This window comes from Paraburkholderia sp. Tr-20389 (genome assembly GCF_017104565.1).
Classification (GTDB): domain Bacteria; phylum Pseudomonadota; class Gammaproteobacteria; order Burkholderiales; family Burkholderiaceae; genus Paraburkholderia.
This window is the reverse complement of sequence record NZ_JAAGPD010000057.1, coordinates 42,502-55,391: the sequence shown is the minus strand read 5'-3', so window position 1 is coordinate 55,391 and position 12,890 is coordinate 42,502. Positions and strand designations below refer to the sequence as shown.

General features: G+C 62.7%; 12 protein-coding genes. 8 read left to right on the top strand and 4 right to left on the bottom strand.

The features are described 5' to 3' along the window. Window positions 1-46: 46 nt before the first annotated feature. The 3 genes from G3N95_RS35500 to garL are packed head-to-tail and all read right to left on the bottom strand — an operon-like array spanning window position 47 to window position 2,885. Window positions 47-1,126 (bottom strand): beta-propeller fold lactonase family protein, encoded by a 1,080-nt coding sequence (locus tag G3N95_RS35500; protein ID WP_205974753.1) that lies wholly within the window; start codon window positions 1,124-1,126, stop codon window positions 47-49. 37 nt (window positions 1,127-1,163) lie between these two features. Then, on the bottom strand, window positions 1,164-2,057 hold the full coding sequence (locus G3N95_RS35495; RefSeq protein WP_205974752.1) for a 2-hydroxy-3-oxopropionate reductase: 894 nt from the start codon (window positions 2,055-2,057) through the stop codon (window positions 1,164-1,166). A gap of 42 nt (window positions 2,058-2,099) precedes the next feature. Beyond that, window positions 2,100-2,885 carry a 2-dehydro-3-deoxyglucarate aldolase gene (garL, locus tag G3N95_RS35490; protein WP_205974751.1) on the bottom strand — a complete coding sequence of 262 codons (786 nt, stop codon included), beginning with the start codon at window positions 2,883-2,885 and terminating at the stop codon, window positions 2,100-2,102. 230 nt (window positions 2,886-3,115) lie between these two features. On the opposite strand from garL, the gene G3N95_RS35485 reads away from it, so the two are divergent. After that, window positions 3,116-4,699 (top strand): aldehyde dehydrogenase (NADP(+)), encoded by a 1,584-nt coding sequence (locus tag G3N95_RS35485; RefSeq protein ID WP_205974750.1) that lies wholly within the window; start codon window positions 3,116-3,118, stop codon window positions 4,697-4,699. 56 nt (window positions 4,700-4,755) lie between these two features. On the opposite strand, the gene G3N95_RS35480 is transcribed toward G3N95_RS35485, so the two are convergent. Beyond that, a complete protein-coding gene (locus G3N95_RS35480; RefSeq protein WP_205974749.1) occupies window positions 4,756-5,517 on the bottom strand; it encodes a FadR/GntR family transcriptional regulator in 762 nt (253 codons plus the stop codon). A 657-nt stretch (window positions 5,518-6,174) separates the two neighbouring features. Here G3N95_RS35480 and G3N95_RS35475 point away from each other — a divergent pair. The 7 genes from G3N95_RS35475 (at window position 6,175) to G3N95_RS35445 (ending at window position 12,864) form a co-directional block, all read left to right on the top strand. Next, the gene (locus tag G3N95_RS35475) at window positions 6,175-6,993 is read left to right on the top strand and encodes a flagellin domain-containing protein (RefSeq protein WP_205974748.1); all 819 of its coding nucleotides are present in this window, start codon (window positions 6,175-6,177) and stop codon (window positions 6,991-6,993) included. Between the two features lie 175 nt (window positions 6,994-7,168). Next, complete coding sequence (locus tag G3N95_RS35470; RefSeq protein ID WP_205974747.1) at window positions 7,169-8,332, top strand: GGDEF domain-containing protein; 1,164 nt, start codon at window positions 7,169-7,171, stop codon at window positions 8,330-8,332. Window positions 8,333-8,451: 119 nt separating this feature from the next. Beyond that, the gene (locus tag G3N95_RS35465) at window positions 8,452-9,138 is read left to right on the top strand and encodes a GntR family transcriptional regulator (RefSeq protein ID WP_205974746.1); all 687 of its coding nucleotides are present in this window, start codon (window positions 8,452-8,454) and stop codon (window positions 9,136-9,138) included. A 234-nt stretch (window positions 9,139-9,372) separates the two neighbouring features. Next, window positions 9,373-9,960, top strand: a complete 588-nt coding sequence (locus G3N95_RS35460; protein WP_205974745.1) for an amino acid synthesis family protein — start codon at window positions 9,373-9,375, stop codon at window positions 9,958-9,960. Continuing rightward, window positions 9,950-10,843 (top strand): alpha/beta fold hydrolase, encoded by an 894-nt coding sequence (locus tag G3N95_RS35455; protein ID WP_205974744.1) that lies wholly within the window; start codon window positions 9,950-9,952, stop codon window positions 10,841-10,843. Before G3N95_RS35460 ends, G3N95_RS35455 begins: the two co-directional genes overlap by 11 nt. After that, window positions 10,836-11,804, top strand: a complete 969-nt coding sequence (locus tag G3N95_RS35450; RefSeq protein WP_205974743.1) for a flavin reductase family protein — start codon at window positions 10,836-10,838, stop codon at window positions 11,802-11,804. Before G3N95_RS35455 ends, G3N95_RS35450 begins: the two co-directional genes overlap by 8 nt. Before the next feature lie 16 nt (window positions 11,805-11,820). Next, entirely contained in the window at window positions 11,821-12,864 is a 1,044-nt protein-coding gene (locus G3N95_RS35445) for an LLM class flavin-dependent oxidoreductase (protein WP_205974742.1), read from the top strand. The last annotated feature ends 26 nt before the right edge of the window (window positions 12,865-12,890 follow it).

The following is a 12,890-nucleotide window of genomic DNA, read 5'->3' as shown; positions in this document are numbered from 1 at the left end:
GTGAAAATCGACAAAAAGAGTTCGGTGTGCCGCGCGATGTGAGCGGCTACGTTTGTGGGACGATGTCGACCCAGTTCGCGCCGAGGCCGCCCTCGCAGCGCGAAACGGCCGAGAGCGCGCCCGAGCCGGCATCGATCGCATAAACGGCTACGTGCGTCGACTTTTCGCCGCACGCGATCAGAAAGCGGCCCGAAGGGTCGATCCTGAAGCCGCGCGGTTGCGCTTCCGTGTCGGTGTAGCCTGCGTATTCGAGCGAGCCTTCGCTGGTCACGCGGTAAGCGATCAGGCGGCTCGACGTGCGTTCGGCGACGTAGATGAAGCGTCCATCCGGCGTGATCTGCAAGTCGGCGCCCCACACCAGCGACGCAGCCGTCACCGGATCGAGATGCGCCGTGCGCAGACAGCCGTCGTTCAGATGCGCGAGTGCAGGGGCACGCGGCGCTACGCTGCGCGCTGTCAGCGTGCCGGTTTCAACGTCGCGGGAAAACACGGCGACCGTGGCGCGAAATTCGCTCGATACGTACAGCGTTTTTTCGTCGGGCGACAAACGTAAGTGACGCGGACCGAAGCCCGCTTCCACGTGCATCTTCTGCACGAGTTCGAGCCTTGCATCGCTCGTGTCGCGGACGATCGCAAAACAGAACACGGTATCGGAACCGAGCGACGTCGCATATGCGAAGCGCCCATCCCGCGATGCGATGACCGCGTGCGCATGCACGAAGCCGTCGATTACCTGTCGCGGCTCGCCTTCGCCGTTCGCGAGCGACTTCACGCGATAGAGGCTCACGGAATTCTCGCCATACGATGCGCCGAGCAGCCAGTCATTCGACGGTGTCAGCGATACATAAGCGAGGCTCGCTTCGATCGACGCGGTCTGCACGTGAGCGAGGCCGCCCGTGCCCGGATCGACCGCGTACGTGACGATGCTGCGCTTCGCGCCGCGTGTGGCGGCATGCAGCACGCGGCCATCCGACGAGAGCGCCATCGGCATCACGGTATCGCCGGCCGGATAGCGCGCGAGGCGTTCAATGCCGCCCGTCGCGCCGTCGACGCGAAAGACGGCGATATCGCCATCCACCGCGTTCGAGACGAGCGCGAAGAACGATGCTGCGCCGGACTGGCTCATGATGCGTGTACGTTCGAAATGCGCTTCAACTTCAACATCATTTCTGCTGCTGTCCAATCTCGTGGTCGGCGAGATATTCGAGCGCGCGAACCATGCCCGAGTGATCCCACGCCTTGCCGCCATGCGCTGCACACGCGTTGAAGAGCGCCTGGCAGGTGGCGGTGTTCGGCAGCGAAACGCCGAGCGACTGCGCCGTCGACAGGGCGAGATTCAGGTCCTTCTGATGCAGTTCGATGCGGAAGCCGGGATCGAACGTGCGCTTCGTCATGCGTTCGCCGTGCACTTCGAGGATGCGCGACGAAGCGAAGCCGCCCATCAGCGCCTTGCGCACTTTCTCCGCGTCGACGCCGGCTTTCGATGCGAGCAGCAGCGCTTCGCCGACTGCTTCGATCGTCGCCGCGACGATCACCTGATTCGCGACCTTGCAGATCTGGCCCGCGCCGACTTCGCCGATCAGCGACACGTTCTTGCCCATCATGTCGAACATCGGCTTGACCTTGTCGAACGTCGCTTGCGCGCCGCCGACCATGATCGTCAGCGAAGCGGCTTTCGCGCCGACTTCGCCGCCCGAGACGGGCGCGTCGAGATAGTCCGCGCCTTTCTCGCGCACACGGGCCGCGAAGTCACGCGTGGCGATGGGCGAGATCGAGCTCATGTCGACGACGATCTGTCCTTGACGCAGCTTGCTCGCGACGCCGTTCTCGCCGAACAGCACGCGTTCGACGTCGGGCGTGTCCGGCACCATGATGAAAATCACATCCGCTTTTGCCGCGACGTCGGCGGGACTGGTGCTCGTGGTCACGCCGGCTTGCGTCAGTTCGTCCGGCACGCCGCTGCGCGTGAAGGCCGTGAGTTCGACGCCGTTCTTGCGAAGATTGGCGGCCATGGGCTTGCCCATGATGCCGAGTCCGATGAAGCCTGCTGTTGTCATTCGCTACTCCCGATAATGTGATGTGAGATGCCGTCCGTCGCGTCAGGCCGGCATGAAGTGCTGGCGCACGCCAAGTGCTCCGCTGCGCAGCAGACCCATGTCGGCGCAGACGGACACCAGCGTGGCGCCCATGCCGAGATAGCGGTCGGCGTCCTGCTGCACGTGCGCGAGGATGCCGCACGGCTTGCCCGCCGCCTGTGCTCGTTCGAACACGTGCGCAATGGCCTGCTGAACGTCCGCATGACCGGCGTTGCCGAGGTGACCATAGGCGGCCGCGAGGTCCGAAGGTCCGACGAAGACGCCATCGACGCCCTCGACAGCCAGAATCTCGTCGATCGCGCTCACGGCCGCGCGGCTTTCGATCTGCACGACGACGCAGATGTTGTCGTTGACCACCTGCAGATAGTCCGTCACCGATCCAAAACGATTGCCGCGATGACCCACCGATACGCCGCGGATGCCTTGCGGCGGATAGCGCGTCGCGGCAACGGCGCGGCGCGCGTCGTCGGCGCTGTCGACGAACGGGATCAGAAGGTTGAAGAACCCCGCGTCCAGCATGCGCTTGATGATCACGCTGTCGTTCGCCGGCGGACGCACGATGGGCGCCGAGCGGCTGTCCTTCAGCGCCATCAACTGCGGAATCAGCGTCAGTTCGTCATTGGGCGCATGCTCGGCGTCGAGCAGGATCCAGTCGAACCCGACGGTGCCGAGCAGTTCGGTCGTGATCGGACTGGCGAGCGAAGCCCAGCAGCCGATCAGCCGCTCGCGGTTTTTGACGGCAGCACGAAAGCCATTCGGCAACGGTTGATACGGTGACGACAAAGCCATTTCTGTCTCCTGAAGGGCGGGCTAAAGCCACCCGGCAAAGTGCGTCCTGCGAAAGATGATATGTCATAGGATGTCTGAACACAAGATATGTCGTACCTCGCCCCGGAGAAAGGCTGGTAAACCCTGAATCCTTATGCCATAAGGCTTGCTGGTGCAGTCGCGCGTTGCAATCACACCGCCTTGTGTTGTACGATGACCGATGTTAACCAGCCATAGGGAGAAGAGACATCGTGCAATTGACGGGTGACATGCTGATCGGGCGGCAGGCGGTTCGCGGTACGGACAGGGCGCTGCGCGCATTCAATCCTTCGACGGGCAAGGAGATCGAAACGCCCGTGTTCGGCAGCGGCACGATCGACGATGTGTCGCGTGCCTGCGAACTGGCCGGTCAGGCCTTCGACCTCTATCGTCATCTGCCGCTGGCAGTGCGTGCCGAGTTTCTCGATCGGATCGCAGACGGCATCACGGCGCTCGGTGACGCGCTGATCGAGCGCGCGCATGCAGAGTCCGGCTTGCCGAAGGCGCGGCTGGAAGGCGAGCGCGGACGGACTACGGGCCAGTTGAAGCTGTTCGCCAATGAAGTGCGCGCCGGCCAATGGCTCACGGCCACGCTCGATTCCCCTTTGCCCGAGCGCAAGCCGTTGCCGCGCTCGGATCTGCGGATGCAGAAGATCGCGGTCGGCCCTGTTGCCGTATTCGGCGCGAGCAACTTTCCTCTGGCGTTCTCGGTGGCGGGCGGCGATACGGCGGCCGCGTTCGCCGCGGGCTGTCCCGTCGTCGTCAAGGCGCACCGTGCGCACCTCGGCACGTCGGAGATGGTCGGCCGCGTCATTCAGCGCGTGGCAGCCGAGATGAACCTGCCTGAGGGCGTGTTCTCGATGATCGTCGGTGCGGGCGGCACGGTAGGCGAGGCTCTCGTCGCGCATCCCGCGATCAAGGCCGTCGGCTTCACGGGTTCGCGTGCGGGCGGCACGTCGCTGATGAAGGTCGCGGCGAACCGTCCGGAGCCGATTCCCGTCTACGCGGAAATGAGCAGCATCAATCCCGTGTTCGTCTTGCCGGTGGCGCTCGCGGCGCGCGCTGAAACGATCGCGCGTGGATTCGTCGATTCGCTCGCGCTCGGCGCGGGTCAGTTCTGCACGAATCCGGGTCTGGTGATCGGCATCGACGGCCCGGAGTTGCAGGCTTTCGCGCAAGCCGCCGCGCAGGCGCTCAACCAGAAACCCGCGCAGACGATGCTCACGTCGGGCATTCACGCCGCGTATCAGGAAGGCGAGGCAAGACTCGCGGCCATCGAAGGCGTCGAGCCCGTCGCCCATGGCCTCGACGCAACGGGGCCGACGCAAGCCTGCGCGGCGCTGTTCGTCACCGACGCAACCGTGTTCCTGAAGAAGTCAGAACTGGAAGACGAAGTGTTCGGCCCGGTATCGACCATCGTGCGATGCAAGGACGAGCAGGAATTGCTCGCCGTGGCGGAGCATTTCGCGGGACAACTCACGGCCACACTCTCGATGGATCGCGACGACGTGCCGCTCGCAAAGCGGCTCGTGCCGATTCTGGAGCGCAAGGCGGGACGCCTGCTCGTCAATGGTTTCCCGACGGGCGTCGAAGTCTGTCACGCGATGGTGCACGGCGGGCCTTTCCCGGCAACGGCGGATAGCCGCGTGACGTCGGTTGGCTCGACCTCGATCGACCGCTTCCTGCGTCCCGTGTGTTACCAGGATTTCCCGGCTGAGCTGCTGCCCGACGCGCTCGCGGACGACAATCCGCTTGGACTGTGGCGTCGTCGCGATGGACAGATCGTCAACGCGTGACCGATGAAAAAAAGCGGCCCTTTGCGGGGCCGCTTTTTACTGGTTCATTGGAAGGCTCAGAGGGTGCGCATGGCGGCCGCTTCTTCCGCCTGACTGCTTGCGCGCCGCAGGCGTTCGCGGCTGCTCGACAGATGCATGCGCATGGCGGCGCGCGCGCCGTCAGGATCTTTACGCGCGATCGCATCGAGAATGTTCTCGTGCTCCAGATTCACGCGCGCCATATAGGCGTTGAGATCGCTCTGCGCGAGTCCCGGCGAATCCACGCGATGCCGCGGAATCAGCGCCGTGCCCAACTGCGTGAGAATGTCGACGAAATAGCGGTTGCCCGTCGCGCTCGCAATCGAAATGTGGAAACGCAAGTCGGCGGCGGTGCTGTCGCCGCCTGAGCGGCTCGTGGCTTCGATAGCGTCGAGCGCGACGCGGATCTTTGCGATGTCGCGTTCGCTTGCGCGCTGCGCCGCGAGTCCCGCGCATTCGGTTTCGAGGCTGATGCGCAATTCCATCACGGAGAGCACGTCGCTCAGGGTGGTGGCGGGCACCATGTCGAGACCGAGCGGTTCGCGACGCGGCTCCAGAACGAAACTGCCGATGCCGTGACGCGTTTCGATCACGCCGTTCGCCTGAAGTCGCGAGATGGCTTCGCGCACGACGGTACGGCTGACGCCGAGCAAGGACATCAAGCTGGTTTCCGTCGGCAACTGATCGCCCGGCTTCAGTGCGTGCGAGCCAACCTGCTCGTTGACGTAGCCGACGACCTGGTCAGCAAGGCTCCCGCGTGCCCGCCTTGGGGTCGAACCTGGTGCTGCAGTCGCGGCCATGAAACGCTCCTCGGGGAATTCAGATATATCTCTATTATACGTTGTCCTACAACGGTTGATGGGCATTTGCGGGCGGGTTGGGATGGCGAGTCAGGCGTCCGTGCTTGGGCGTTTGAGCGGAAGCCGTGGCACGTAGCCGGGTTGCTTGTCGGACATCGCATCGGTATGGCGGAGCGCGGAACACGGAGTGTTTGCAACGTTCAATTCGCCAGACAGGGCGGGAAAGAAAGATTGGGAAACGCTCTGTCGGGCTTCGCGCGTTGACTTCAAAAATCGCGTCACTTAGATTTCCGCCTGTCCGGAAATCGCTGCATATTCGCTCCTTCCACGCAGATGAATAATGATTCTGGACTTCGGCTATGTGATTTTTTCACATAGCCTTTTTTGCTTTCTATAAACATAGGAAAGCTAATCGATTGAATCCGATGAAAAAACCCACACGCAACTCGCGCGTGCGGGCTTTTTCGTTTCTGTACCAGTCGGGAAAGATCCGGCAAGAAAGGTGAGGTAAGTGTAATTGGCAACGCGGAAAGGATTTGAACTCTTAACTTTGCTCGCATTGAACCGTTAGAAAAGAGGCAGCGTCGCGAATGAATGCGTTATACGCCGGCGATGCAGAAGATCCTTATGAGCAGCTATTGAAGAACGAGGAAGCGAATGCTGAACATCAACACCAACATCATGTCGCTGGCGGCGCAGAACAACCTGTCGGGTTCGCAAAGCGCACTGTCACAGGCGATCAGCCGTCTGTCGTCGGGCAAGCGCGTGAACACGGCCGCTGACGACGCAGCAGGTCTCGCCATTTCGACGACGCAAACGGCGTCGATCAATGCGCTCACGCAGGGTGCTTCGAACGCGAACAACGGCATTTCGATGGTGCAGACGACGAACGGCGCGCTGAAATCGGTCGTCGACAACCTGCAGCGTATTCGCCAGCTGGCAGTGGAAGCGGGTGACGGTTCGCTCGATTCCGCCGCGCTCGCGAACCTCCAGTCGGAAGTATCGACCCGTCTGACGGAGATCACGCGCGTGGCGCAACAGACGACCTTCAACGGTCAATCCGTATTGAACGGCATCGGTACCGTCAACTTCCAGATCGGTGCGTTCGACAATCAGCAGATCACCGCGGACTTCGGCTCGCAGAAGTGGGACGCAACGAGCCTGGGCATCAATTCGCTGAGCGTGTCGACGGCATCGGGTGCTCAGGCCGCAATGAGCACGATCGACAGCGTGCTGACGAGCGTGAACACTTTCCAGGCAACGCTGGGTGCAACGCAGAACACGTTCCAGGCTGCGATCTCGACCACGAATACGCAAGCGACGAACATGAGTTCCGCGCGTTCGCAGATCACCGACGCCGACTTCGCGACCGAAACCGCGAATCTGTCGAAGGCGCAAGTGCTGCAGCAAGCGGGTATCTCGGTGCTGGCGCAAGCCAACTCGATGCCGCAGAGCGTGCTGAAGCTGCTCGATTGATCGAGGCTCGCGTAGCAGACGCGCGGAGCGTTACGGAGAAGGTAGCTTGCTGCAAGCGGCACACATGCTGCGGTATATTGCGTGCCTGATCTGCACGCACACATGAAACGGCTGATCGACAATCCGTCGACTAGACGGGCGCCTTTTCATGTCGCGAGCCCGCTTCCGGAACCGTATGCCAGCCTTCGATCTTCGCACCGTCATTCTGATGTCGTCAGTCATGCCCGGACTGATGGCGCTCGTGATGTTCTCGCTGGCGCGCGGTTTTCCCGCGAACATTCGCGGTGTCGGCCACTGGGCCTCCGGTGCGCTGATCGTGTCGATCTCGGCGATGCTGCTTGCGTTGCGCGGCAGCATCGCCGATTGGCTTTCCATCGTCGTCGCCAACGTCGGCCTGATTCTCGGCACGGGGCTGTGGGTGATCGGCAGCCAGATGTTTTTCGGGCAACGTCCTGTGCGGCGTTTCATTGCGCTGCTTCTCGTGATCGGCGTGGTCGCGATGAGCTGGATGACGTGGGTTCATCCGTCGGTGGCAGGGCGCACGCTGTGCATGTCCGCGATCCTGACGGCGACGTACGGACTGAGCAGCATCACGATGCTGCGTTTCGGCAAGGGCATCAACACCGCGATAGTCGTGGGCTCGATGCAACTGGTGCAGACGCTCGTGACGGCGGCGCGCGGCCTGTCGATGTTCGTGCCGGCCTGGGCCAGCACAGGGCTGTTCGCGCCTGATCTCATTCAGCGGATCTATCTGACGACGGGCGCCTTGATGTCGCTGACGGTGACAGTCGGTTTGCTGTTCGTCGCGATGGACCGGCTGCGCAATCAGCTCGAACAGCAGTCGTTCATGGACTCGCTGACGGGTCTGCTGAATCGCCGGGCGTTTCTGGGCGTGCATCAGCAGGAGCGCGAAAAATCGATGCGTACGGGCGGTTTGCTGACGCTCTTGCTGATCGACCTCGATCATTTCAAACAGGTGAACGACACGTATGGGCATGCGGCAGGCGATCGCGTGCTGATCGACTTCGCGAAGCGTGTCGCCGAGATGTTGCCTGCGCCAGGTCATGTCGCGCGCTGGGGCGGCGAAGAGTTTGCGGTGCTATTGCCGCGTGTGCGTCCCGACGAGGCGAGGGAGCATGCTGAACGGATCCGGCAACGTGTCGCGCAGAAAGAAGACGCGACGCTGCCGGCGTACACGTGCAGCATCGGTGTCTCGTGCATGGCGGCCAGCGATGCGACGATCGAGCATTTGGCGCGCGATGCCGACGAAGCGCTCTACCGAGCGAAACGCAGTGGACGCAATTGCGTTCAGGTGAGTGATCACGTGATTCTGCTTTAAGCGCGGACCGACACGCCTTCCCAGCAAGATAAACGATAATATGGCATTCCAGCCCACGTCCACCGCCAGCCGAAAGCAGGCGCAAGCGCAGGCCACCGCCCATTTCCATCTTGCTGCCCATGTCAGACCTCAGAATCGACCGCAACGCGAAGACCTTGCGCGAACTCACGCTGGACAAGCTACGCGGCGCGATCGTGCAAGGCTATTTCCGTCCCGGCGCGCGGCTCGTCGAACGCACGCTGTGCGATGAACTGGGCGTGAGCCGCACCGTCGTGCGCGAAGTGCTGCGGCATCTGGAGACGGAAGGGCTCGTCGAAATCGTCGCACGGCAAGGGCCGATCGTCGCGCGGCTCGATCCGGCGCAGGTTGGTGAGATCTACGAACTGCGCGGGCTGCTCGAAGCCAACGCGGCGCGCGCCTGCGCCGAACAGTCGACGCCCGAACTCGTGCAGCAGCTACGCGATATCCGCAAGACCATCGAAGACGCGTTCGCGCAAAACGACCTGCCGCGCGTGCTCGAACATACCGAGCGCTTCTACGAGGCACTGTTCGAAGGCGCCGGGAAGCATGTGTCGCTAACCGTCGTGAAGACGTTGAACGCGCGCATCAACCGGCTGCGCGCGTTGACTATCGCCGTGCCCGGCCGCGGCGGCGAGTCGAACCGCGAGATGAACAAACTGCTCGACGCCATCGAACGACGCGATGGCGAAGCGGCGTCGGCCGCCTCGATCGCCCATATCAAACGGACGGCCGAACTCGCGCTTGCCGCACTCGCCCAGCAGGACGACTCGACCGGCCAAGCCTGAAGCACATCCTCTACAAAAACAGAAGGCCGCCGGCAATCCCGGCGGCCTTTTGTCTTTGCGCCTCCGCAGCGCTTTGGTGCATCGCAAAAGCACGTCGCCGTAGCCGAAAACGTGCCTAAAAATTCAGCATTCGTATCATGGTATTCCATAGTATTTCCGCCCTTGTTGTGGGCCATAAGATGGCATACCATAATCTCATCGAACGACATTCACGGCCCCGTCAGGAGAAACGATATGAAGCTGGAAGTGCGCAAGCTGGTCACTTACGTCGAAGAGACCTTTATCGAAGGGGGCAAGGCGGCAGCCCGTCCGCTCAAGCTGTTCGGCGCGGCGGCTGTGCTGCGCAATCCGTGGGCGGGGCGCGGCTTCGTCGAAGATCTGAAGCCGGAAATTCACGCGCTCGCGCCGCAACTCGGCGAAATGCTTACGGCGGAAATGCTGCGCGTCGCCGGTTCGGGCGATGCGATCGAAGGCTACGGCAAGGCGGCCATCGTCGGCACGTCCGGCGAGATCGAACACGCGTCCGCGCTGATCCACACGCTGCGTTTCGGTAATCACTATCGCAAGGCCGTCGGCGCGAAGAGCTACCTGAGCTTCACGAATCTGCGCGGCGGCCCGAACTGCCCGATCTCCATTCCGCTGATGCACAAGCACGACGAAGGCATGCGCTCGCACTATCTGACCTTGCAGTTTTCGATCGTCGATGCACCCGCGCCCGATGAACTCGTGATCGCGCTCGGCGCATCGATCGGCGGCCGTCCGCATCATCGGATCGGCGACCGGTATCAGGATCTGAAGGAGCTCGAGTCAAATGAAGCGTGAGCTTGTCTCCGGGCGTGGCGAGGCGGCGGGCACGAGCTACAGCGTGTACGCGCCGCAGTCACCGCAGTCAGACCGCGCGCACGAAACGGTGGTGCTGATTCACGGCGTCGGAATGAACCAGAGCGTATGGGCGCCGCAAATCGATGCGCTGACGGCGGCGTATCAGGTGGTCGCGTATGACATGCTCGGCCACGGAGCGAGCGCGTTGCCGACGCCTGCGCCGACACTCGACGAATACGCCTCGCAGCTCGAAGCATTGCTCGATTCGATGCAGATCGAGCGGGCGCATGTGGTCGGACATTCGATGGGCGCGCTCGTCGCACTTGAATTCGCGCTCGCGCATCCGCAACGCACGCTGAGCGTCGCCGCACTGAACGCCGTCTATGACCGCACGCCCGCGCAGCGCGAAGCCGTGATGACGCGCGCCGCCACGCTCGGCGACGCACCCGCCGTCGCGGGCGTTGACGCCACGCTGTCACGCTGGTTCGGCGATCCCGTTCCCGGTCATCTGACGCAGGCGGCGCAGGCCGTGCGCGATCTGCTGCTGTCCGTCGATCCCATCGGCTATGCGCGCACCTACCGGCTGTTCGCCAGTTCGGACGATGCACACGTCGGCCGCCTGGCGGCTCTTGCGGTGCCCGCGCTCTTTCTGACAGGCGAGTGCGATCCGAATTCGAGCCCGTCGATGTCGCGCGCAATGGCGGAAGCCGCGCCGCTAGGCCGCGCCGAGGTGCTCTCGAACGCGCGCCACATGATGAATGTCACCGATCCGGCACGCGTCAACCAACGGCTGCTCGCCTTCCTCGCGCAAGCATCGGCGGCGAACGCAGCCCACGCATTCGATACGACGAATGGATCGATCTCTGGAGAACGCCATGACTGAGCCGATCACCGGACAGACCGCGGAACAGGCTTTCGACATCGCCAGCTTTCGCCGCGCGCTCGGCGCGTTCGTGACGGGCGTGACGGTCGTCACGACGATCCAGCCGGACGGCTCGCCGCGCGGCTTCACGGCGAACTCGTTCACGTCGGTGTCGCTCGATCCGCCGCTGATTCTCGTGTGCATCGCGAAGACGGCATCGAGCTACGAGGTGTTCTCGCAGACACGTCACTTCGCCGTGAGCGTGCTCGCGGAAGATCAGAAGGCCGTGTCGGGTGTGTTCGCGTCGAAGGCGGCCGACAAGTTCACGCAGGTCGCCTGGCAAAAACGCATGACAGGTGCGCCCGTGATCGAGAACGCCGCGGCGAGCTTCGACTGCACGACGCATGAAGTCGTCGACGCAGGCGATCACATCATATTGATCGGACGTGTCGTCGATTTTCTTCATACCAGCTCGTCGCCGCTCGGTTATTGCCGGGGTGCGTATGTGAACTTCAGTCTCTCGCAGGAAGCGCTGGCGGCAGCCGGTCCGAGTGCGCATGTGGGCGCGATTCTCGAACATCGCGACGGCATCGTGCTGCTCGACACGCCCAAAGGACTGCAACTGCCCACGGGCAACAAACTCGAACCGGCAAGCGATAGCGCGAGTCTGCGCGGCGTGCTCGCCAAGCTCGGCCTCGAGGTTCATCTCGACTTTCTGTTTGCCGTATTCGAAGCGGGCAGCGGACAAACGCCGAGTGTACAAATCTATTATCGCGGCCGTGTGATCCACAGCGGCGCCGCGTGGATGGACAGTTCGATCCGCATCGTGCCGCTGGCGCAGATTCCGTGGAATGAATTGCGCGACGACGCCGTGCGCTCGATGCTCGAACGCTATGTGCGCGAACGCAGCGAAGACGCCTTCGGCATCTATGTCGGCGACACGGAAGCGGGCACCGTGCAGACGCTTGCGCTCGCTCACTGAAGGGAGAACACACATCATGAAGTTTTCACTGTTCCTGCACATGGAGCGATACGACGACAAGACGTCGCATCGCGAACTGTTCGACCAGATGACCGATCTCGTGCAGCTTGCCGAACGCGGCGGCTTCGAGACGGCGTGGATCGGCGAGCACCATGCGATGGAATTCACTATCGCGCCGAATCCGTTCGTCAATCTCGCGTATCTCGCCGCGAAGACGGAGCGCATTCGTCTGGGTACAGGCACGGTGATCGCGCCGTTCTGGCATCCCATCGCACTCGCGGGCGAAGCAGGGATGGTCGACGTCGCAAGCAATGGGCGGCTCGATCTCGGCATCGCGCGCGGCGCCTACAACTTCGAATACGAGCGTCTGTTGCCGGGCCTCGATGCGATGACGGCGGGCGCGCGCATGCGCGAACTGGTGCCGGCCTTGCGCAAGCTTTTCGAAGGCGATTACGCGCATCAGGGCGAGTTCTGGTCGTGGCCGAAAACGACGCCCGTGCCGCGTCCCATCCAAAGGCCCCATCCGCCGATGTGGCTCGCCGCGCGCGATCCGAACTCGCATGCATTTGCGGTGGCGAACGGCTGCAACGTGCAAGTGACGTCGCTCGCTTCCGGCGATGCGGAAGTGGTGAGCCTGATGGAGCGCTTCAACGCCGCATGCGCCTCGCATCCCGAAGTGCCGCGTCCGCAGGTGATGATGCTGATGCACACGTTCGTCGGTGCGAATGCGGCGGAAGTGGATGAGGCCGTCGAAGATCTCGCGCGCTTCTATCGCTACTTCAGCAAGTGGTTCAAGAACGAACGCCCCATCGAGCAAGGCTTCATCGAACCGCTGACGGACGCCGACGTGGCGATGTTCCCGCAATACTCGTCCGATGCGATTCGCCGCAACCTCGTGATCGGCGAGCCGAAGCAGGTGATCGCGCGCCTCAAGGGTTACGAGGAACTCGGCTATGACCAGTACAGCTTCTGGCTCGACAGTCATATGAGCTTCGAGCGCAAGCGCAAGTCGCTTGAACTATTCATTTCCGACGTGATGCCGGCTTTCGCAACACGCTAAATCCAACTTTGCGGAACTCATAACGG

Bases quoted from the DNA above. Each gene is read 5' to 3' on its own strand.
- G3N95_RS35500 (WP_205974753.1), bottom strand. From the start codon at position 1,126: ATGAGCCAGTCCGGCGCAGCATCGTTCTTCGCGCTCGTCTCGAACGCG.
- G3N95_RS35495 (WP_205974752.1), bottom strand. From the start codon at position 2,057: ATGACAACAGCAGGCTTCATCGGACTCGGCATCATGGGCAAGCCCATG.
- garL (WP_205974751.1), bottom strand. From the start codon at position 2,885: ATGGCTTTGTCGTCACCGTATCAACCGTTGCCGAATGGCTTTCGTGCT.
- G3N95_RS35480 (WP_205974749.1), bottom strand. From the start codon at position 5,517: ATGGCCGCGACTGCAGCACCAGGTTCGACCCCAAGGCGGGCACGCGGG.
- G3N95_RS35475 (WP_205974748.1), top strand. From the start codon at position 6,175: ATGCTGAACATCAACACCAACATCATGTCGCTGGCGGCGCAGAACAAC.
- G3N95_RS35470 (WP_205974747.1), top strand. From the start codon at position 7,169: ATGCCAGCCTTCGATCTTCGCACCGTCATTCTGATGTCGTCAGTCATG.
- G3N95_RS35465 (WP_205974746.1), top strand. From the start codon at position 8,452: ATGTCAGACCTCAGAATCGACCGCAACGCGAAGACCTTGCGCGAACTC.
- G3N95_RS35460 (WP_205974745.1), top strand. From the start codon at position 9,373: ATGAAGCTGGAAGTGCGCAAGCTGGTCACTTACGTCGAAGAGACCTTT.
- G3N95_RS35455 (WP_205974744.1), top strand. From the start codon at position 9,950: ATGAAGCGTGAGCTTGTCTCCGGGCGTGGCGAGGCGGCGGGCACGAGC.
- G3N95_RS35450 (WP_205974743.1), top strand. From the start codon at position 10,836: ATGACTGAGCCGATCACCGGACAGACCGCGGAACAGGCTTTCGACATC.
- G3N95_RS35445 (WP_205974742.1), top strand. From the start codon at position 11,821: ATGAAGTTTTCACTGTTCCTGCACATGGAGCGATACGACGACAAGACG.